Source organism: Halocatena marina (genome assembly GCF_023276375.1).
GTDB lineage: Archaea > Halobacteriota > Halobacteria > Halobacteriales > Haloarculaceae > Halocatena > Halocatena marina.
In genome coordinates this window covers 841,874-862,151 of the sequence record NZ_JALLPK010000001.1, presented here as the reverse complement: position 1 = coordinate 862,151, position 20,278 = coordinate 841,874, and the positions used below count along the sequence as shown (strand labels likewise).

21 protein-coding genes and 1 pseudogene are annotated in these 20,278 nt (G+C 53.8%); 10 read left to right on the top strand and 12 right to left on the bottom strand.

What is annotated here, in order from left to right:
• Positions 1–364 precede the first annotated feature (364 nt).
• Together MW898_RS04170 and MW898_RS04165 are read left to right on the top strand one after the other, a co-directional pair.
• On the top strand, positions 365–787 hold the full coding sequence (locus MW898_RS04170; protein ID WP_248904806.1) for a TRAM domain-containing protein: 423 nt from the start codon (positions 365–367) through the stop codon (positions 785–787).
• A 258-nt stretch (positions 788–1,045) separates the two neighbouring features.
• Positions 1,046–2,128 carry a M24 family metallopeptidase gene (locus MW898_RS04165; RefSeq protein WP_248904803.1) on the top strand — a complete coding sequence of 361 codons (1,083 nt, stop codon included), beginning with the start codon at positions 1,046–1,048 and terminating at the stop codon, positions 2,126–2,128.
• A 28-nt stretch (positions 2,129–2,156) separates the two neighbouring features.
• On the opposite strand, the gene gfo6 is transcribed toward MW898_RS04165, so the two are convergent.
• On the bottom strand, positions 2,157–3,230 hold the full coding sequence (gene gfo6 / locus MW898_RS04160) for a D-xylose 1-dehydrogenase Gfo6 (RefSeq protein ID WP_248904802.1): 1,074 nt from the start codon (positions 3,228–3,230) through the stop codon (positions 2,157–2,159).
• A gap of 339 nt (positions 3,231–3,569) precedes the next feature.
• Here gfo6 and MW898_RS04155 point away from each other — a divergent pair, with 339 nt between their 5' ends.
• The 4 genes from MW898_RS04155 to MW898_RS04140 all read left to right on the top strand — a co-directional run bounded on the left by MW898_RS04155 (position 3,570) and on the right by MW898_RS04140 (position 6,000).
• Positions 3,570–4,001 (top strand): MOSC domain-containing protein, encoded by a 432-nt coding sequence (locus MW898_RS04155; RefSeq protein ID WP_368409162.1) that lies wholly within the window; start codon positions 3,570–3,572, stop codon positions 3,999–4,001.
• Positions 3,998–4,273, top strand: a complete 276-nt coding sequence (locus tag MW898_RS04150) for a hypothetical protein (protein ID WP_248904798.1) — start codon at positions 3,998–4,000, stop codon at positions 4,271–4,273. The genes MW898_RS04155 and MW898_RS04150 overlap by 4 nt, the downstream gene beginning before the upstream one ends.
• 102 nt (positions 4,274–4,375) lie before the next feature.
• The gene (locus tag MW898_RS04145; protein WP_248904796.1) at positions 4,376–5,164 is read left to right on the top strand and encodes an SDR family oxidoreductase; all 789 of its coding nucleotides are present in this window, start codon (positions 4,376–4,378) and stop codon (positions 5,162–5,164) included.
• Between the two features lie 104 nt (positions 5,165–5,268).
• Positions 5,269–6,000: a fumarylacetoacetate hydrolase family protein gene (locus MW898_RS04140; RefSeq protein WP_248904794.1), complete on the top strand. Its 732-nt coding sequence runs from the start codon at positions 5,269–5,271 to the stop codon at positions 5,998–6,000.
• A gap of 65 nt (positions 6,001–6,065) precedes the next feature.
• On the opposite strand, the gene MW898_RS04135 is transcribed toward MW898_RS04140, so the two are convergent.
• Positions 6,066–6,407, bottom strand: coding sequence for a cupin domain-containing protein (locus MW898_RS04135; protein WP_248904792.1), 342 nt, complete (start codon positions 6,405–6,407; stop codon positions 6,066–6,068).
• A gap of 324 nt (positions 6,408–6,731) precedes the next feature.
• On the opposite strand from MW898_RS04135, the gene MW898_RS04130 reads away from it, so the two are divergent.
• Entirely contained in the window at positions 6,732–8,723 is a 1,992-nt protein-coding gene (locus tag MW898_RS04130) for a beta-galactosidase (RefSeq protein ID WP_248904790.1), read from the top strand.
• Between the two features lie 106 nt (positions 8,724–8,829).
• Here the strand turns inward: MW898_RS04130 and MW898_RS04125 are convergent, their stop codons facing one another.
• From MW898_RS04125 to MW898_RS04105, 6 genes and pseudogenes are all read right to left on the bottom strand, one after another.
• Positions 8,830–9,591, bottom strand: a complete 762-nt coding sequence (locus tag MW898_RS04125; protein ID WP_248904788.1) for an IclR family transcriptional regulator — start codon at positions 9,589–9,591, stop codon at positions 8,830–8,832.
• 514 nt (positions 9,592–10,105) lie between these two features.
• Positions 10,106–10,594 (bottom strand): annotated as a pseudogene (locus MW898_RS04120) (oligopeptide/dipeptide ABC transporter ATP-binding protein); the annotation flags it as partial.
• Entirely contained in the window at positions 10,503–10,871 is a 369-nt protein-coding gene (locus MW898_RS26165; protein ID WP_368409188.1) for a right-handed parallel beta-helix repeat-containing protein, read from the bottom strand. The gene MW898_RS26165 and the pseudogene MW898_RS04120, both read right to left, overlap by 92 nt.
• A 20-nt stretch (positions 10,872–10,891) precedes the next feature.
• Entirely contained in the window at positions 10,892–11,044 is a 153-nt protein-coding gene (locus MW898_RS04115; RefSeq protein WP_248904786.1) for a hypothetical protein, read from the bottom strand.
• Between the two features lie 53 nt (positions 11,045–11,097).
• The gene (locus tag MW898_RS04110) at positions 11,098–11,355 is read right to left on the bottom strand and encodes a helix-turn-helix domain-containing protein (protein WP_248904785.1); all 258 of its coding nucleotides are present in this window, start codon (positions 11,353–11,355) and stop codon (positions 11,098–11,100) included.
• An 847-nt stretch (positions 11,356–12,202) separates the two neighbouring features.
• Entirely contained in the window at positions 12,203–12,352 is a 150-nt protein-coding gene (locus MW898_RS04105; RefSeq protein ID WP_248904784.1) for a hypothetical protein, read from the bottom strand.
• Positions 12,353–12,381: 29 nt separating this feature from the next.
• Here MW898_RS04105 and MW898_RS04100 point away from each other — a divergent pair, with 29 nt between their 5' ends.
• Positions 12,382–13,617 (top strand): mandelate racemase/muconate lactonizing enzyme family protein, encoded by a 1,236-nt coding sequence (locus MW898_RS04100; RefSeq protein WP_248904783.1) that lies wholly within the window; start codon positions 12,382–12,384, stop codon positions 13,615–13,617.
• A gap of 139 nt (positions 13,618–13,756) precedes the next feature.
• Here the strand turns inward: MW898_RS04100 and MW898_RS04095 are convergent, their stop codons facing one another.
• On the bottom strand, positions 13,757–14,416 hold the full coding sequence (locus tag MW898_RS04095) for a ThuA domain-containing protein (RefSeq protein WP_248904782.1): 660 nt from the start codon (positions 14,414–14,416) through the stop codon (positions 13,757–13,759).
• A gap of 334 nt (positions 14,417–14,750) precedes the next feature.
• Here MW898_RS04095 and MW898_RS04090 point away from each other — a divergent pair, with 334 nt between their 5' ends.
• Complete coding sequence (locus MW898_RS04090) at positions 14,751–15,206, top strand: universal stress protein (RefSeq protein WP_248904781.1); 456 nt, start codon at positions 14,751–14,753, stop codon at positions 15,204–15,206.
• A gap of 87 nt (positions 15,207–15,293) precedes the next feature.
• Here MW898_RS04090 and MW898_RS04085 read toward each other — a convergent pair whose 3' ends face one another.
• Both MW898_RS04085 and MW898_RS04080 read right to left on the bottom strand, forming a co-directional pair.
• Positions 15,294–16,493, bottom strand: a complete 1,200-nt coding sequence (locus tag MW898_RS04085; RefSeq protein WP_248904780.1) for an MFS transporter — start codon at positions 16,491–16,493, stop codon at positions 15,294–15,296.
• A 138-nt stretch (positions 16,494–16,631) separates the two neighbouring features.
• A complete protein-coding gene (locus tag MW898_RS04080; RefSeq protein WP_248904778.1) occupies positions 16,632–17,609 on the bottom strand; it encodes a D-2-hydroxyacid dehydrogenase in 978 nt (325 codons plus the stop codon).
• A 148-nt stretch (positions 17,610–17,757) separates the two neighbouring features.
• On the opposite strand from MW898_RS04080, the gene MW898_RS04075 reads away from it, so the two are divergent.
• Entirely contained in the window at positions 17,758–18,621 is an 864-nt protein-coding gene (locus tag MW898_RS04075) for a fumarylacetoacetate hydrolase family protein (protein ID WP_248904777.1), read from the top strand.
• A gap of 123 nt (positions 18,622–18,744) precedes the next feature.
• Here the strand turns inward: MW898_RS04075 and MW898_RS04070 are convergent, their stop codons facing one another.
• Entirely contained in the window at positions 18,745–19,923 is a 1,179-nt protein-coding gene (locus MW898_RS04070; protein ID WP_248904776.1) for a mandelate racemase family protein, read from the bottom strand.
• Positions 19,924–20,278: the final 355 nt, after the last annotated feature.

The window sequence follows — 20,278 nt, the reverse complement described above, 5'->3', positions numbered from 1 at the left end:
TACAGCAGTACTATTGTTCGGATACCGATTTTTCAGCTGTAACAGTACAACTCACCCCTTTCGAAGCGACAGCACCGTCAAGTTGCTAAGTAGAACGGTGCTGCAATCAGCGTAGCACTCACACCAGACACTTTAATCACGGCTATATATTTAATTACTTCTGCTAGAATTCCCTATCTACCAACAACCGTATACAATCAGCGACAGAGAAACCATCCACAATCACCACATCTTTATTCTTCACACGACATCTAGAAATCATACTCATATATAGATATTTAAACACTGTCAAAAGAAAATTTCCGACACAGGTTGCCGCGCTAGAGGGATGTTTTCTTAACACCGGCGTTCATCTATCAAATCTATGGTCGAGATTTCGGATAATCTCCGCACGGTGTTCACCGGAACAGTCGAACACCGTGGGGACGATTACGTCATCGAGATACCAGACGACGAGGTCACTCATGGAACGATCAGTCCCGGATCAGTTTACCGTATCGCTCTGTTGAATACGCCAGATAGCGACGGTTTCGTCGAAACGGAGACAGAAGCGACTGAGCCGACACCTCCAGTTACGGAAGGTGATCAGCGAACTGTGACGATCGAAGCCGTCGGTAGTGAAGGCGATGGTATTGCAAAGGTCGAGCGTGGCTACGTCATCATTGTTCCAGACTGTAATCCTGGTGACGAGGTTGAGGTCGAAATCGAACGCGTTACCCCAACAGTCGCGTTCGCTGACCTCGCAAACGAGCATTCTGTCGCACCTTCAGAGTCACCAAACGAGTAGTACCACAAATCAAATATAGGCTGTCACAGAAGTTATCAGATATTCACTGCACGTACTGGTCAATACGGCGTAGGTCACGGACGATTTCGATCGTCTTCATCCGCTGGAGTTGTTAAGGTGGTGTGATGTGCGCTGTTAGCAACGCGTTCCCTTTGTGAATCCATCATTGTATTACCATTATCTGTTAACTGTGTCTCACAGCTTCCGAATACGTGCCGAGACAAACATACATAACCCGACGGCCGACAGATCGACTGTATGCAACGTCTCGAAACGCTTGATGAATTACTCACAGAGCAGTCCGTAGAAGCAATTTGGCTCGCGCAACCGAACTCGTTCGCGTGGTTGACCGGAGGTGACAATACCGTCGTCGACTCCGCGGCAGTCGGTGTCGCTGCGGCAGGCTACGACGGTACGAGCGTCGAGGTCGTTACCGCGAACAACGAAGCCGACCGTATTCGTAAAGAAGTCCCATCGGAGATGTCTGTCAGCTCGTTCGATTGGTATGGCTCCTCGCTCGCAAGCGCTGTTGCAGAGCGTTCTTCAACCCCCGCAGCTGCCGACTTCGATGTTCCCGGCCTCGAATCCATCGACATATCCAACTGCAGACACCCACTCACTGACGACGATATCGAGCAGTATCGGGCACTCGGTCACGAAACCGCCGAAGTGGTCGAATCGATCTGTCGCACTCTCACATCGGAAACGACCGAGCGGGAAGCCAAAGCAGCGGTGCAGGGAGCATTTGCCGAGCGTGGAATTAAGGTTCCTGTTGCGCTCATCGGAGGGGCAGACCGAGTACAACGCCATCGTCATTTCACATCGACCGATGCGCCGTTGGGCGAATACGGAATCGTCACGCTTTGTACGGTTCGAAATGGTCTCTGTATCTCGATCACCCGAACGGTTGCCTTCGATCCGCCCGCATGGCTCACAGATCGACAGCACGCTGCTGCGCGGGTCCAATCGACCGCGCTGGCCGCAACACAGGCAGTCGGTAACCGCGGTGGTACCGCGGGTGACGTGTTCGATTCCATCCAAGACGCATACGCAGCCGTTGGGTATCCCGACGAATGGCAACTCCACCATCAAGGCGGTGCTGGTGGCTACGCGACCCGAGAGTGGATCGCCACACCAGATTCGAACGCGCGTGTTTCGCTCCCGATGGGATACGCGTGGAATCCGACCGTACAGGGCGCAAAAAGCGAAGACACAGTGCTCGTCACGAGCGATGGGTTCGAGATCCTCACGCAAACTGGCGAGTGGCCGACGACCACCGTTGAGAGCGTGGGATACGACGTTTCCCACCCACAGCACGACATCCTGATGTTGTCAAAATAAATGAACGGGTGCCACCAAAAACTGATTCCTACAGTTCGATCGTTGCGTCGGTCTCGCTCGCTCGGTGAATCGCTTCGATGATGCGCATATCGAGGAGTCCGTGGTGTCCGTCAGCGTAGATCGATTCACCGGTGAGTACTCGGTCGGCGAAATAATCGAATTCCTCACGCATTTCGTCTGTCGCGCCGAATTCGTTAGAGATCTGTGCATCGAGACCGTCGCCAGAGAGATGGAGTTCGCAGGTGCCGTGGAACGCTGGCCGTAGTTCGATCTGTCCGTCCGTTCCCGTAATTGTGAGCTGTGTGTCCTGGTGGGCGTTCTGACTCGCGGTGCATGTCATCTGAACGCCGTCTTCGAGCACGAGCAAGAACGAAGAACGTTCGTCTGGAACATCCGAAAACGCCTCGTGGTGAGAGCTCATTCTCGCTTCGATGGCAACCGGATCGCGATCTAAGAGGAATCGGGTCGTGTTGATCGGATAGATGCCGAGATCCATCACAGACGTGCCGTATCCCGTGATATCAGGATTGAGTCGCCACTGGTCGGGGTCGGGAATCATTTCCAGCAGTGGTTGAGTGTTGTTCCCGTACACCTGAACTGGCTCACCGAGGAATCCGTTCTCGATTAGTTCGCGTGCGCGACGCACTGCAGGATCAGTATGCATCCGATACGCGACCATTAGCGGAACGTCGTGTTCTGTACAAACAGAAACCATCCGTTCGGCGCGCTCGATCGTGGCCTCCATTGGTTTCTCACAGATGACTGCCTTCCCGAGCGTCGCAGCTGTCTCGACGTATTCGAGGTGGTAGGCGTTGGGTGTCCCGACGTAGACAGCGTCGTATCCGTCCGCTGCCATTCCATCGTGGTACTCCTCATAGGTGAGCGCGTGCTCGATATCGTTCTCGCTGGCGATTCGTTCTACCTTTTCTTTCGAACTACTCACCACGGTCGTCGTCGTGGCGAGTTCCGAGGACGCAATTGCTGGGAGTGCTACGTCGGTCGTCCACCAACCGAGACCAATGAGTGCGTATCGAACCGTTCCGTCCGACGACGTTTGCCAATCGCGCTCTGTATATCCGTCAAGCCATGTTCCAAGAGTCATACTATGCGCTATCGACCCGATCACAAAAGCATTCGGAAATCATCGGTTGGGTTCGTTAAACCCATAACCATCCGAAAATATACGGCTCAAAACGCTCGCAGCGACTGTGGATAAATCGATATAACGTATAACAGCCATATATTGTTTCAGTCACACAGTACATAGACAGAGACCCGACCAACGGCTTGGCATGACGAAATCATATTGCTCGAGGGATGTCGTCAAAGCAGATGCATCATTTTCCCGGTTCGGAAGGTATACAAGACAATTTCCCGAAATAGATTCATGAGAACAGGTCACATTGAACGGATTCACATCGCTCCCGACAGCGGTGACCCAATGAAAGAACAACGGACCGTTGCGGCAGTCGCCGGACGAGGAATCCGTGGTGATCGATACTTCGAGCACTGTGGCCTCTGGAACTATCTCGATGAAGACCCGACTCGGGAGAGTAAAGAAGCGAGCGAAATCACCTTCATCGAATCTGAGGCACTTACAGCAGTCGAGCGGGAGACCGACATCGAAGTCCCGGCGGGGGCACACCGTCGGAACGTAACGACACGAGATGTGCCGCTCAACCATCTTGTAGGTCGTACATTCGCCGTTGGCGACATCCGCTGTGAGGGGATTCAACTGTGTGAACCGTGTGGGTACATGCAATCACTCGTAGGAGAACCAGGACTCGCTGATACGCTTGTCCATCGTGGTGGACTCAATGCGAGTATCGTCGAGTCCGGACAGTTTGCCGTCGGGGACGAGATTCGGTGGTGACCGTGGTAGCCATCGATATCGATGAGTCGTTGGCGGTTACGATGACCGAAGGAGCGTCGAAGCCGTGCGCCTACACCATTGTCTACAAAGGTGAAGAGGTCACACAGTACGAGACCAGTGCGGACCCGCGCACGATCGGCGGCCGAATCGGTCTCAGAAACGTCATCTGCAAACGTGTCCCAGACTACGAGAAAGCAGCGATCGATGAAGCACTGTCAGAAGAAATCCCAAAGCACACGGAGGGACTGACCGAAGCATTGGGTCCTCAGTAGCGCATGGAGCGTATACGCTTTGATCAGTCGGACTATCGGCGAAACCCCGTTGCGATTGCCCCGGAGTGAAGTCTTTTGTCGGTCCCATCACACATTAGCGGTATGGATCTCGAAATCGACGGAAACGCGGCGCTGGTGACGGCCTCAAGCAGTGGACTCGGGAAGGCATCGGCGAAGGCACTCGCGCGTGATGGCGCAAACGTTGTGATCAACGGCCGGGATGGAGACAGACTCGATGCGGCACTTGATGAAGTCCGTGAGGTTGCGACAGGAGACGTTGTCGGAGTACAAGCTGATTTGACCGACAAGAGCGACATTGAGCGGCTCGTCACTCGAACCGTCGATGAATTCGGCGGACTCGATCATCTCGTGACGAGTGCTGGTGGACCGCCCAGCGGTCCATTCCTCGATACAACCGACGAAGACTGGTACGAGGCGTATGATCTACTCGTGATGAGCGTCGTTCGCCTCGTCCGCGAAGCAAAGCCTCACTTGGACGAAAACGGAGGAACGATCGTTACGATCACCTCACGAAGCGTGAAAGAGGCGATCGATGCGCTCGTGCTGTCGAACGCGGTTCGGATGAGCGTCATCGGGCTGGAGAAGACGCTTTCCGTCGAGTTCGCTCCCGATGTGCGCGTGAACGCCGTTCTACCGGGCTCTCACGAAACGCCTCGAATTCAGTCGCTCGTCGAACAGGGTGTCGAGCGCGGAGAGTACGATAGCTACGAAGAAGGGCTCTCTGAGTGGAGTGAGGGTGTTCCCCTCGAACGGATCGGCGACCCGATGGAACTTGGCAATACGGTCGCATTCCTCAGCTCTCCCCGATCTGGATACATCAACGGACAGTCCATTGTCATCGATGGTGGCAGCAGCGCTTCGAATCTGTGAGCCAAAGCGTGGACACCGACCGAAAGCCAGCGAGAAAAGCGTAAGACAGAACGGTATTTGCGGTCATCGGAAACGTTTTACCCTGCCTGATAGCAGTGGAGTGTATGAATCGTGTGAGATTCCGTGACCCTGCAGGGTCTATTCGCACTGGTGAGTGGAACGATGGAACAGTCAGCTTTGGCGGAGAAACCTACGATAGCGAGGACGTGACAATACTTCCTCCGTGCGAGCCGACGAAGATCGTCTGTGTTGGACTGAACTACGCGGCTCACGCCGAGGAGTCGGGGTCTGAGATCCCAGATCGTCCACTGCTCTTCCTCAAGGGACCGAACGCGCTTGCTGCAGACGGTGACACGATTTCCCTGCTGCCCGGGAAAGAGCGAATTGATTATGAAGCCGAGCTCGGCGTCGTCATCAACCAGCAATGCCGAAACGTCGATCGAGAAGACGCAATGGATGTTGTTGCCGGGATCACGTGTGTCAACGACATCTCGAACCGTGACGACCAACGCGTCGAGCAGAACTGGATCCGAGGAAAAGCCTTCGACAACGCTGCTCCCATCGGTCCCGTGCTCGCTGCGCCCGAGGACGTACCCGCTGATGCTGCCGTTAGATCGCGGGTCAATGGTGAACTCAAGCAAGACGGCACGAGGGACGATTTCATCTTCTCAATTCCAGAACTCATCGAGGAGATCACGACGTACTTGACACTCGAACCAGGCGACGTTATTGCCACCGGCACACCTGAAGGGGTTGGCCCACTCTCCGATGGTGACACCGTCGAGATCGAAATCGAAGGCGTTGGAACACTGACCAACCACGTCAGTAGCGAGTAACCGAGCTAAGTACGGCTGCGGTTACTGCTGAACACCTGGTGAACAATACGTTCGAATCGACGAGTCTACTCTTTAGACCACGGTGGATCAGGGCGTGGTGGACTGAACAGTTCGACGCCAATCGCGGGCTCGTCTCCCCGATTTTCGACGGCATGAACCGCATTCGATGGAATCACGTACGAGTCGCCTGCTTCAACTTGATAGCTCTCGCTATCGACGGTGAACGCAAGTGACCCCTCGAAGAGATACCCACCTTGCTCGTGCTCGTGGCTGTGGTCGTCGACGACCGCACCGGGGTCGATGCGAAAGTGCTGGACACTCATCTGTTCGCCTGCGGCCAACTGAGCGAGAAACACACCATCGAGAACCTCCGATGGCTCGTGATTCGAAAGTGACACGTGATCCATATGTGGTGTGTCAATGCCAACCAAGTAAACATTTAGCGTCGAGGCAATCTACCGCAGTAAACAGAGAGTAGCTAGTATTCGAGCATTCATCTGTGGTGTGGTTGGGTAGACTCTTTCCTTAGACACTGATTATCCGGTGTTACCGGATTCTGAGCGAATTCCATTACATTAGTATGATTGTAATGATTGATTCGTATGAGTATCGTAGAAAAGAGAAATTCACTCCGAACGTAGTGATAGCAACAGGCGACATCCCCGTCACGGTGTGCGAGACAGTTATCTACACAAGGAAAAGATTTTGAACTGGAGAAACGGCTACTACGTATGAACGTCGGTGTATGTTACTTTCCCGAACACTGGCCGCGCGAGCGGTGGCAGACGGATCTTGAACAAATGACCGAGGCTGGCATCGAGTACGTCCGAATGGGCGAATTTTCGTGGTCACGTCTCGAACCGGAACCCGATGCGCTGGATTTCGAGTGGCTCGAAACCGTCGTTGATGGTCTCGCTGAACGGGGGATGAAAGCCGTTCTCTGTACGCCAACGGCTACACCTCCGAAGTGGCTTGTTGATCGTCATCCAGAGATTCTTCAGGAGGAGCCGGATGGCACGGTTCGTGCGTTTGGCGGCCGCCGCCACTACTGCTTTAACTCCGAGGCGTATCACGAGCAGACCGAGCGCATCGTTAGCGCGCTCGCAGAACGATTCGCAGAGCATCCGGCCGTTGTTGGCTGGCAGACCGACAACGAATTCGGGTGTCACGGCACTCTTCGGTGTTACTGTGAGGACTGTGCCGATGCATTCCGCGAGTGGCTCCGCGATAAGTACGGAGACATCGAGACGTTGAACGAGGCGTGGGGCACATCGTTCTGGAGCCAGCACCACACCGATTTCGAGGAGATTGATCCACCGCGCCACACAGCCGCTGACCATCACCCGAGCCGGCGACTCGATTACCACCGGTTTTCGAGCGACAGCGTTGTCGAGTACAATCGATTACAGGCTGCTCTCCTCCGATCAGTGAACGATGATTGGTTCGTCACGCACAACTTCATGGTCTCGTTTACCCCGCTCAATCCCTTCGATGTCGGCTCGGATCTCGATTTCGCGGCGTGGGACGTCTATCCAACGGGATTCCCACAGACCACACCCGGGACAGCCGATACAGACGAGCTCCGTGTCGGCAACCCCGACCAGCTCGGTTTCAACCACGATCTCTATCGCTGTGCTGCGCCCGGCGAGTTCTGGGTGATGGAACAGCAACCGGGTGAAATCAACTGGCCACCGATCACGACCCAGCCTGCAGACGGTGCGATGCGGTTGTGGGCACATCACGCTGTCGCTCACGGGGCTGCTGTCGTCTCGTACTTCCGATGGCGACGATGTCTCGAAGGACAAGAACAGTATCACTCTGGTCTGCGAAAGCGGGATGGATCAGCCGACCGCGGATACCACGACGCATCAGTCGCAGCCGCTGAGTTCGAGGCCCTCACAAGCGGCGACGTCGACACACCGGTCGCACTTCTCCTCGATTACGACAGTCTGTGGGCACTCGATGAACAGCCCATGTCGCCGTCGTTCAACTACTGGGAGCACATCCAGACCTACTACAGCGCGCTGCGCGGTCGCGGCGTCGATGTCGACATCGTTCCACCGAGTGACGATCTTTCGACGTACGATGCTGTCATCGCCCCAACGCTCTATCTTTCCGACACTGAACTCGCATCGTCACTCTCAGAGTACGTCGAGCGTGGCGGATCGCTGCTCTTGACGATGCGTTCTGGAGAGAAGGACCGCTCCAACAAACTTCATCCAACGACACCACCTGGTCCGTTCGCAGATCTCGTCGGTGCGACTGTCGAACAACACGAAAGTGTCGACGGACTTGAGACTATGGTTCAGTACGGGGGCGAAACGTACGACTATCGGACGTGGGCAGAGTGGCTCGCTGACGAGGATGCGACGATCGTTGGCGAATACACAACAGGAACTGGTACCGGTCGTGCAGCAATTACCGAGCGGACGGTCGGCGATGGTCGGATCGTTTATGTTGGCGTCTGGCCGAGTGAAGATCTTGCAGACGCGCTCGTGACAGATCTGTTACAACAGGCTGATGTCGAACACACCGATCGCCTCCCTGAACGAGTCCGCATTGCCGAACGTGGCGACCTGACGTGGATCTTTAACTACAGCAGTGAGAAGATAACTATCGACACAGGAGCATCGTTCCAAATCGGTGGGTCAACGATTTCAGAGTACGATCTGGCGGTTGTCGAAGGATCTAGTACCGAAATCACTGTCGAACATAATAGCTAGTTCGAGCATCAAATTTCAATCATTTGATGTTCAATTTCTGAAATTTGGTATCGGATAGTAAGCTTCACCATCGATAACAAAATTTCAATTGATTACGGAATTCGTCTCACGAGTAGTTGTACTGGAGTTCGACGACATTCGCTGTTCCTAATACAGTATCCGGAAGCTCCTCGTAGAATCGTTCGTCATCGACGCGGTGAGCCGGGCAGGCCACGCTGATTGCTGCGATGCTACGGTCCTCATCATTAGTAATCGGAGACGCGATACAACGCAGTCCGGTGAGACGTTCTTCGCGGTCGATGGCATACTTTCGTTTCCGTACCTCATCGAGTTCATCGAAGAACGTCTCGCGGTCGGTGATTGTATCCTCAGTCATACTTGGCATCCCATGCTCATCGAGGGTTTCAGTGACCTCTTCTCGTGGACGGAATCCGAGAATTGCCTTTCCAAGCGCGGTACAGTGGAGATGGACGTGCTTTCCTTCGTACGTATCGAGCTCAACGGCTTGTTCGCCCTTCGCTTGATAGAGATAGATCCCCATTCCATTTCGGTCGACCAGAAGGTTGACCAGCTCGCCAGTCTTATCAGCTAGCTCGTCTACCTCAACGCGAGCCGCATCGTAAATATCGGTGCGGTTTCGAGCGTACGCTCCAAGACCCAAAAACGACAGTCCAATGTGATACTCATCGCCCTCCTTGAGCACGTACTCGCGGTTTGCAAGCGTATTCAAGTGATTGTGAACAGCACTTTTACCGATGTCGACGCGTTCTGCGATCTCAGAAACGCCTGCCCCGTCCAATTCCCGAATGATCTCTAGAACGTCGATGGTCCGGTCGACGGTTCGGACCGGATGTTTTGGTTCGGTCATGATCCAATGCTGTGCGTTTGAGAGTGATAACTATTCTGTTTGAGGGAATCTCATTCTTAATAACGAAAGGTACGTTCTTATTTGGTTATTTCCAAATATTCCAGGGAGAGAAATATCAGTTGTGGATGTTCGTTGTCGGACTGCAGAGCTCTACAGGTCCGACGGCGCGCTCAACTGTTTCATCTCGTTTGCAGCCACCTGTGGCTACACACAGTTCGTGTGATCTGAGTGTAACTGCAGAGTACGCTTTTACTCGGCAGTTGTAGCCGAAATCGATCTTCTGTGGATAGTGGCCATTCGACAAGACAGAGAGATATCTGTCCGACATCACCGGATAGTGCTGGTGTCGGTTACAGTGAGTGGGAGCTGATCACATCCTCAGCCCAACCATTGCACGTGCTCCAACCAGTGTCGTCGTTCCGGTAATGTCGGATTATCTCGCTGTCCCGGTACTCGTGGCCGTCGTCCGCCCGGCAGCAGCGACATCGTCGAGCGCCCCTGATCGGACTCGGATGTTCGCGCTGGCACACCGCTCGTGCTTTGGACAGTGTGGATGGAATCGACAGCCGGCCGGGAGGTCGGTCGGGTCGGGAACGTCGATCTGGCGAATCGGGAACTCCGCTTTGTCATCGTCGTCCTCGAATAGATTCGGTGTTGTCCCAAGTAGCGCCCACGTGTACGGGGGTGAGGAACTGTACAATATTTCGTCGATACCGGCTGTTTCGACGATATCGAAGGCGTCCATGACCGAAATTCGGTCCAAGATTTTGGTTAGTAGCGGTAGGTCGTGTGTGATGAACACGAGGGTCAGATCGTACGTCTCCTGTAAATCTTGCAGTAACGAGACGATCGAGCGCTGCATGAGCAAATCCAACGCTGCTGTCGGCTCGTCCCTGACCAACACGTCGGGCTCAAGAATCAGACTGAGTTCGATGAGTGCGCGTTGTTTCATACCACCCGAGAGCTCGTGCGGATACGCATCGAGCACGCGGTCCGGATCGAGAATCGATCCGAACGCCCTCGTCGTAGGTGTTCCGAGCGGTCCCTCCGTTGATGCTCGCGTTCTGGCCGTCTTGGATGAGGATTCCGTGAACTTCAGTCTCCTCGACATCGACGTTCTCGATTGTGAAACCATGACTGCCAGAGACACCGAAGACGCCCCGCGCTCCGCCTCTTACGGTAACGTTCTGGACGGTAATGTCCGGGCCAGCTCCATTGGCAACACGGAATCCGGCATACCCGCCACCGGGATCTGGATTGACTGCATCAACTGTTTCGATAGTCGCACCAGATGTATCGTTCAGGAGCAGCCCGCAGCCACCGGTGTTCTGGTGCGTCCCTCACTGATGTCGATCCCGTCGACACCGTGCGTTTCGACAGCGTGGTGTGAACACTCCTCGACGTATGCGTAATCGAGCGATACGTTCCGTTCGACCGTTGCTCTCACTGTCATCGATGCGGATGCCGAGACCGATGCTCTCAGCCGTCGGGAGAGGCATCCAGAGATCACCGAGAGAAACGTTCGAACAGCTCTTGATCCACATCCCGTATCGAGGATTTCCTTCGACGTTCAGTCGCGGAATCTCGATCCAGAAACCGGGGTCCAGTCTTGTAGACTCCGTCTTCGTTGACGACCAGCGCCAGTTGCTCAAGCGTCCAAAGATGATCGTGAACGGTACTCTTGGGAGTTTCAAGGTATTTCGAAACCTTTGAAACGCCTGCTCCATCGAGACGCTGAAGCGCCTCAACTACGATGATACTCACTCGTGTCGATTTCACTGGGAATTCGATTAGTCATTCGAACGTCAACTGTGGCGGACACTTCATACTACGTATATTTATCCGATAATATCAGACAGTTCGTGTAAAGCAATTGTCTCGATCACGTTTCAGTTCCGCCCAACTAACTTCGTTTCTGAGCAAAGAGAGTGTACTGTACACACCACTCGATTTGATCATCATCAATACGGGAGATCCGAGTATAAGACTATCCGGCAATACCGAACATCCCGTTTGTCAGCACTCCCCGGACAGTTTTTCGCTCGTTTCTGGCTCAACCGTACCGGACAGAAGCTTTGCAATAGATCTGGCTGTCAGTCAGTTCAGTTGGTACCAACGTGAAACACCAGTGTCGCGTGGTGCTCTACTGTGAGCTACTGCGGCCGACAGCGAGAAGACGACACTCGAAGGATACGAAACCACCAGTCGATTCGTCCGCATCATCGCTGTTCTCGTCGATATCGGACGTTCGAATATATTCTGATAGACCGACATTCTTTGTTCGTTTAGTCAACGGCGGTATCGAGCACATCAGCGTATCGTTGCTGAATTCAAACCAGTTCGGCCACTCCGGATTGTGTTGTGATCAGTACAATCGATGGTGAGAAGGTCTCAGACAAGCAGTGATATATTCGCTGGGCGGTTCACTTACTCCGGACCAGAGACAGAACAGAGAATTACAGACGTACATCAGTAACGTCTGTTCGACACGGATTGTCAGCCAGAGACGCAGGAGGGCTACGACGAAGAACCACGTACTGGCGCACACTTTCCTTATGGGAAACAAAATTCTGTATTGGAGAACGTACGTGTTGTTTCACAGAACAACTAGTTAGTGTAATAACACGTTGTTTCTGTCTACGTCTCGCTCGGTGATACCGGCTTTGTATGCCTGATCGGGAGAGACCAAGGTAACGTTCTTCTCACGGGACAGCGTCTCTGGAACGTTGTATCGTGTGATGTTTGCTGAAACGCCAAGCATAATATACCCAGACAGTAACTATCGATCGTATGCCGAATTATCGGAAGCTACACGATCCCAACGCAGAATACACCATGCGAGATCTCTCATCGGGGACGATGGGCCTGACCAGCGAGAGCGGTCACCGGGACGTCAAGATCACGGATGTGCAAACGACGATGGTCGATGGCAACTACCCGTGGATCCTCGTTCGAGTCTACACCGACGCAGGCGTCGTCGGTACCGGCGAAGCTTATTGGGGTGGTGGAGACGACGCCATCATCGATAGAATGGCTCCATTTCTCATCGGTGAGACGCCATTCGATATCGACCGTCTCTACGAGCATCTCGTTCAGAAGATGTCGGGAGAAGGATCAATATCCGGGAAGACTATCTCTGCCATTTCGGGGATCGAAATCGCGCTCCACGATCTTGTAGGCAAGCTCCTCGAAATACCTGCCTACCAGTTGCTCGGGGGCAAGTACCGCGACAGCGTCCGAATTTACTGTGATTGTCACGCTGGTGATGAGTCCGAGCCAGCATCGAATGCCCGCGAGGCCGAACGAGTCGTGAACGAACTCGGCTACGACGCAATCAAATTCGACCTCGATGTGCCATCGGGTCACGAGAAAGACCGAGCAAACCGTCATCTACGTGGGCCAGAAATCCGCCACAAGGTCGATATCGTCCGTGAGGTCACCGAACGTGTTGGCGATCGTGCAGACGTCGCCTTTGACTGTCATTGGTCATTTTCGACTGGTTCGGCACACCAATTAGCCAGTGCGCTCGAAGAATACGACGTCTGGTGGCTCGAAGACCCCATTCCACCAGAGAATCACGACAGCCAACGACAGGTTACCCAGTCGACCACGACACCGATTGCGGTCGGAGAGAACGTCTACCGTAAACACGGTCATCGTCGTCTCCTCGAAGAGCAGGCTGTCGACATCATCGCACCAGATCTTCCACGTGTCGGTGGTATGCGTGAGACACGCAAAATCGCGGATATGGCTGACACCTACTACATCCCAGTTGCGATGCACAATGTCGCTTCGCCGGTCGGAACAGTTGCTTCTGCGCATGTTGCCGCTGCCATCCCGAACTCGCTCGCTGTGGAATTCCACTCATACCAACTCGGTTGGTGGGAGGATCTCATCGAAGAGGACAACCTGATCCAGAACGGCCGAATGAAGATCACAGAGAAGCCAGGGCTCGGTATTACGCTCGATCTCGATGCTGTCGAAGAACACATGGTCGGTGGCGAGACCCTCTTCGACGAAGTCTGAACGAGCCTCAAGCGCTGTGTATGTTTTTACTGCGGAGGATAGTCCGAGTGAAACCGAATAGAACCGACTTGGATCAATCTGTGTGAATACAGTTATCGACAGTGGGTGAACGGTGTTCCTGTGCTGTCGGCGGCGACCCTTACTCTGTAGAAATCCATCGCACTGCTCTCTTGAGAAGTTGCTGAACGGTGTCGTTCTCAAGCGATTCGACCGTATGACCGAGCGAAACGTAACAGACGCGACCCGATCCATATTCACGCACCCAGACGACTGGATACGATTCGAGTTCAGGATGATTCATCCGAGCCAGCACACGAAGCTCACGTTCGTCGTAAGTGAGTCTGTACGGCTCATCATACACGTCGAAGTTACCGACACCATCGGTGATTGGATGTTCGTCATCAACGATTTCGACACCGAACGCCGACTGCTCTGGATGGCCGATAAAGTGCCCACCGAGCAGTTCTCGGAACGCGGGAAACGGCTCTTCACGCGGTTCGATACCACCCGAGCCGTCTGACATGCTTGTAAGATCAGCCGCACAGTGTAATCCGAGATACCCACCGCCATTGCGAACGAATGAGAAGAGCCCATCGCGTTCCGCGTCGGTGAGAGTACTATCGGTCAGATAATCGACGACGCAATCATAAGATGAGAGATCCGCAAGTGTCTCTCTTTCTGTTGTCAACGTTGCGTCAACGTCTGAACCGAGTGCTGTCGCAATGTGTTGTCCCATCTCATCAAACGCGTGGAATGGAAAGCTGTTCTCACCGATCACGAGCGCATCATACCGAGTCATACCAAATCCACAGAGGGAGACACCGAGAAGGTTCCGGTTAATAGATGGATTCAGACATGGTTTAGAGAGTGCATTTGTCCGCACGAAGATCTGACGACGGATCAAACTGTTTCACTCACCGAAACAACCATGCAACAAAGATGATGCAATAATTCTATTATTTTTTATCATTCTGCCATTGAATACCGACCTAACGCGCGATTCGAGACATTGGCACTGCAACACTGATGTCGAGACAATGTTATAACGATGAATCGTCGGTTTGAGGGGCTAACTGACGACATATTCGTTGTTCGATGGTTTTATATCAATGTATTCGAAAAGAATAGTAATCATGAACTGTGGATTGGTGGTCGTCGACCAAACGGAAGCACACCGAGACCTTCTTCGGGAGGCAGCAGAGCACGCGAGTGGTGCGGATGCAGAGATCGTTTTGTTGACACTTATGTCGGAGGAGAGATACGAATCGGACATCGAAACGCTGGAATCGATTGGATCTGTCGAAAACGTTAGCTACGATAGCAGTGCTGTTCTCGACGCTGCAGCAAACGAGGCCAGTGACACGGCACGCGAGATTCTTCCAGACGAAATTGGATTTAAGAGTATTGCCAAAGCGATAGACGATGACGAGCGTGCTCACGCAGTCCTCGATACGGCAACAGATCAGGGCTGTGATCATATCTACGTTCTCGGTCGTCATCGTTCGCCAACCGGCAAGGCACTCTTTGGTGACGTCGCCCAGCAGATTGTGCTGAACTTTGATGGATACGTCACCCTTTCGACCAATTGATTGGGGTGTGACTGACTCTTTTCGGCCATAACAATCCAACAGAAGAGTAGATAATATAACCAGACAATTCAGGGTGCTGCCTCGATTTTACCGCCGAAATAGCCACGTGGTGACGGCTGCAATGAAAGCAATGCTGGCGAGGAAGACGAACAGAACAGATGGATTCGAGTAGGTGAGAACCGAACCAGTCACCGCAGCTCCGAGTGCGCCGACACCGAACGTTCCGAGATACATGTAGCCGTAGGAAAGCCCTCGGATCGACGGATCAGAGTATTCGGCGACAGTCGCTTGAAGAAGGGGTTGTTCGCCAAATAGTAAGATGCTGATCAGTCCGCTGGTAACGAGAAGTGCAGTGAAACCTGCGTTCGCTGCGGGAACGAACAGCAACGCTGCTGCTGCCATTGTGATGTATGCGATAGCGAGCATCCGCTGGCTGTCCTCTCGGTCAGAAAGCCACCCGCCGATATACTGGCCGACAAGACCAATCATGAGGAACCCGGCGTACACGTACCGTGAGGGTGCAATCCCGGAGACAACGAGGGACGGTACGTTGATGAAGTTTTCTAGCAATTCGGGAAGGAATGTCAGTATTCCGCGATAGAATAAACCCTCAAGGATGACGAGTACGAGTACGAACGCGAATCCGCCAGCGAACAGCTTTCGAGAGGAAAAGACGAACTCGCTTGCAGTCGTCGGGCTGTCGAAGCCACCATCCATCTGTACGCCGCTCGTTTCATCGATCCGTAGACGGAAACCGGCGACCGCGGTAACCGCAGCGAGCACAGCGAGAATGAGCGCCACAGTTCGCCAGTCAACCACAAGCAGAAGAAACGCGACAGCGAGTGGTCCAATTGCGATGCCGACGTTTCCAGCCATTCCGTGGTAGGCGAATCCACGCCCCTGCTGAGTGACGCCAGTGCTGATGAGTGATAAGCCAGCCGGATGGTACGCACTTGCAGCGATACCCCAGAGAGCAAGCCCGACAGCGAGCCAGATGAGATTCGGTGCGAGACTCACCAGTACGAATGAACCGGCCATACCGATAAGACAAGCGACGATGACGGGCTGACGACCGTATGCATCCGCCAGCATTCCTGCAGGGAGTGCCCCGAGACCGAACAACGAATATCCCAATGCGACGATTCCACCGATGGTGGCAGCGGTCACGTTGAAGTCGGTCATCCAAACGCTGAGCAACAGTGGAATAGACAACTCAAATGTATGAACCGTCGCGTGGCCGAGCATCGTCAGTGCGAGGACGGCCCGGTCATTCTCATTGGCGGACATAAACATGAATCAATATCTAACTGTTTGTCTACCGTCAAAAATACGCTTCGATTGCGGCGATCTGGATCGGCTGTCGTTCGGAGGTATGAAAAACCGATGCAGGTCGGCACGTGTGTTACGGTGCTTGTCCTCTCGACGCTACAGCACTCGGTTCTTGATCTCGTCGTAGTTGCCAGTCGCCTCGATTTGTGTTAAATTCTCTGTAACTATATCAGCGAGACGCGGGTAGTACTGGTCAGTGTCTCCAGCGTTGTGTGGTGTGATGAGAACATTCCCCATTCCCCAGAGTTCGTGATCCGCTGGGAGCGGTTCTGGATCAGTCACATCGAGCGCTGCGCCACGGATATTGTTTCCTCTGATCGCACTGAGCAACGCATCCGTCTCGATGAGTGGTCCACGTCCAATATTGACGACGACGGCTTCGGGGGGGAGTGTATCGAACGCAGCACTATCGATCAATCCGCGCGTCGTCTCGGTGAGCGGGCACGCGAGGACGAGATAGTCCGTTCTGGCGAGCGCATCGTGAAAGTCGCCAGTATCGAACCCAATGACTTCATCGGCTCCGACTCCACCTTTTTCTGGCGTGTATCGAGCGCCAATAATATGACAGCCAAACGGTTTTAGCCGGTCGATGATTGCCTCGCCGATCGCGCCCAACCCCACGACAGTAACTGTCGAGTCGATCAGTTCGCGGGAATGGGCGCGAAAGTGACGCCACTCGGTGCGTTGCTGGCGGCGCCATCCCTCGTGTAGGTTCCGACTGAACACGAGAATGTTCCCGATGACGTGTTCAGCGATGTTCGGTCCGTGGACACCAGAAGCGTTTGTGACCGCGATGTCTCGACTCTCAAGTTCCTCTAATGGGAGGTGGTTAACACCAGCGGCCGCACAGGCGAACAGTTCGAGATTCGAAGCGTGTTCTAAAAGCTCGGCGTCGAAGTGGTGTCCCGTTGCCACCGTCACGTCGGCGATGAGTTCGCGTTCTTCTTGCGGAGTGCGCGCGCATTCGATAGTGTGATTCGGAAGGCGCTCGCGCAGCTCTGCGGCATATTTCTCGCTCGACATACCGTGAGCCCCCGTCCGAAACACCAGCACGTCCGGCGTGTTCTTACTCATTCGGCGATCACTCCGTATGATTGGATCGACATATGCATCGTTCAACCAACCGCAGGACCTTAAGCGTACTACCTCTCTGCTCGAAACGATTTTCAATCGAGGAGGGCGGTACAGTTATAGTATTAGGGTCGAATATATTGCTGGAAGCATGAGGTATTACCGTCTAACCGACGGCCGTACGTCTCGACTGGCGGCCGGCGATGACGATGCAGTGTACGATGTAACGAATGCTCGAAGCGAAGTCGCATCATTTCGAGATCTTGTCCGGACTGCGTCCGCTATCGGAGAAGACATTGACAGCGTTACCGAACGGATACTCACTGATGCCGAACGAATCGACCTCAGCAAAGAATCGGTTGGCGCACCGGTAATAGCCAGCGAGATATGGGCTGCTGGGGTCACCTACAAGATCAGTGAAGAAGCACGGCAAGCTGAAAGCGCCATGCCAGATGTCTATCGCCGGGTATACGAAGGCGAGCGGCCGGAGATCTTCTTCAAGGCGACACCGAGTCGAACTGTTGGACCGAATGAAGCCGTCGGTGTCCGATCCGATTCCGACTGGGACGTTCCCGAACCGGAACTCGCTGTCGTGCTCTACCGAGGAGAGATCGTCGGCTACACCATCGGCAACGATGTGAGCAGCCGATCGATCGAAGGGGAAAATCCACTGTATCTCCCGCAAGCGAAGGTGTACGACCGGTGTTGTTCGATCGGTCCGTGCATCGCTTCGACGAACTCCATTCCCGATCCCCACGACGTGACGATTACCATGCAGATCAGAAGAGACGGGGAAATAGCCTTCGATGAATCGACTTCGACCTCACAGATGATTCATGAATGCTCCGAACTCGCCAGCTACTACACGCGGTCTAACCCGGTACCGGAACTCGCGGTGCTGTTGACGGGAACGTCACTCGTTCCTGAAGAAGAGTTCACTCTTTCAGAAGGAGATGAAGTCGACATCGAAATCGACGAAATCGGAACACTGCACAACAGCGTCGTTTCTGTCTGACAGTTCGAGAGAACGAAACAGAACCATACTCAGAGTGCGTTTTCTTCCACTGTTCTCTCACTCACACGAGTAGCACTATGCTGGGCAGTCAGCAAAAACGATCTGCTGAGGCCAGACAGCCGATCACTCGTAGACGTGAACGCTTCCCGTCTGGTGGTCTTCGATATACTCCCAGTCGTACTCAACACCCAATCCGGGGCCGTCTGGAACGGCGACAGTTCCGTTCTCGTCGATGGTGTCGATCATATCGGAGTAACCACCGGAATAGACAGGCGGTTGCGTGTTCTGACAGTCAGGGTGGACGAGGGCCAGTTCGTAGTAGTTCGAGTTTCGTGTTGCCGCGATACAGTGACGTTGTGCAGGTCCCGGAGCATGGAATTCGACATCGACGCCGAAGCCCTCTGCGACGCGTGCAATCTTCATCGCTCCGGTAATGCCTGCGTCGTACTCGGGATCGGCCCGGAGGAAGTCCGTCGCCTCGTTCACGAGGAAATCCGTGTGAGGCTCTAACCCACGGACGTGTTCGGTTTGGAGAATCGGGGTATCGAGCTTCTGAGCGAGCTTTCGATGACCGTGTTGGGAGATTCCACCATCACGGTATGGATCCTCATACCAGAAGAATCCTGCCTCATCACAGGCACGCCCGACTTTGAGTGCATCAGCAAATGTCTCGTATTCGCAGGCAGGATCGCACATGAGATCCATTTCGTCGCCAACACGCTCTCCGACTTCGAGGATCGCCGCAACTTCACGATCGAGATTTCGTGAGGCGTCAGAGCCACCCCATCCGTGTATTTTGAACCCGCCATAGCCCATATCGAGGCAGTCTTCAGCGAACTCCCCGAATGCATCCGGGGAGTCGAGTCCCCCATTTTCGTCGCCGTGGTAGGTCGAAGCATAAGCAGGGATTCGCTCGCGGTAAGTCCCCAGCAGTTCGTGAATCGGCGCGTCATAGTGCTTCCCGGCGATATCCCAGAGTGCGATATCGATCGGTCCGATACCCATTCGATCGTACTTCCGGAGCGCGCGCTTGATTTCGCTCCAGTGGCGCTCGCGCTGGAGTGGATTCTTCCCGATGAGATAATTCGCAAACATGTTGATCTGCGCCGCACCGGGGGAGTTCCCACCAACGTACTCTCCGGTGATCCCCTCGTCGGTGTGGATCCGGATTCCAAAGAGCTTCCGTTCGGTCTGGCTTCCGGGATCGTAGACGAGATTGAATCCGTGTTCGTCGTAGCCGGTGTCTTCGAGCGGATACCCGAATTCGATGCTTTCGATACGGGTGATCGTGGGTGAACCCATACGTCCAAGCATTCGAGTAGCTCTGATAAATGTATGCTTTCACCATTATCCGATGGACTGTTCTCGAAGCGTACGGAGAAAGTGCTTTGTCTACAGAACCGCTGATTTGAGAGTCCATCACCCGTGAGGATACGAGCAATGTAGACGACAGACTGCCAGAGCGTCTCGATGACTGATACTCGTTTCGATTGTATTGAAATTCAGAGCAAATCGATCGTATGACACAGAAATAAAACGTATGAGATACATATGTCTTCTTTCAGACTGATTTGGTACATACGCTTCGTGAAATTGTTCGCGATATCACGTCAATAAATTGAATTTACATCATCCAGTCAGACGATTACCGACCGCA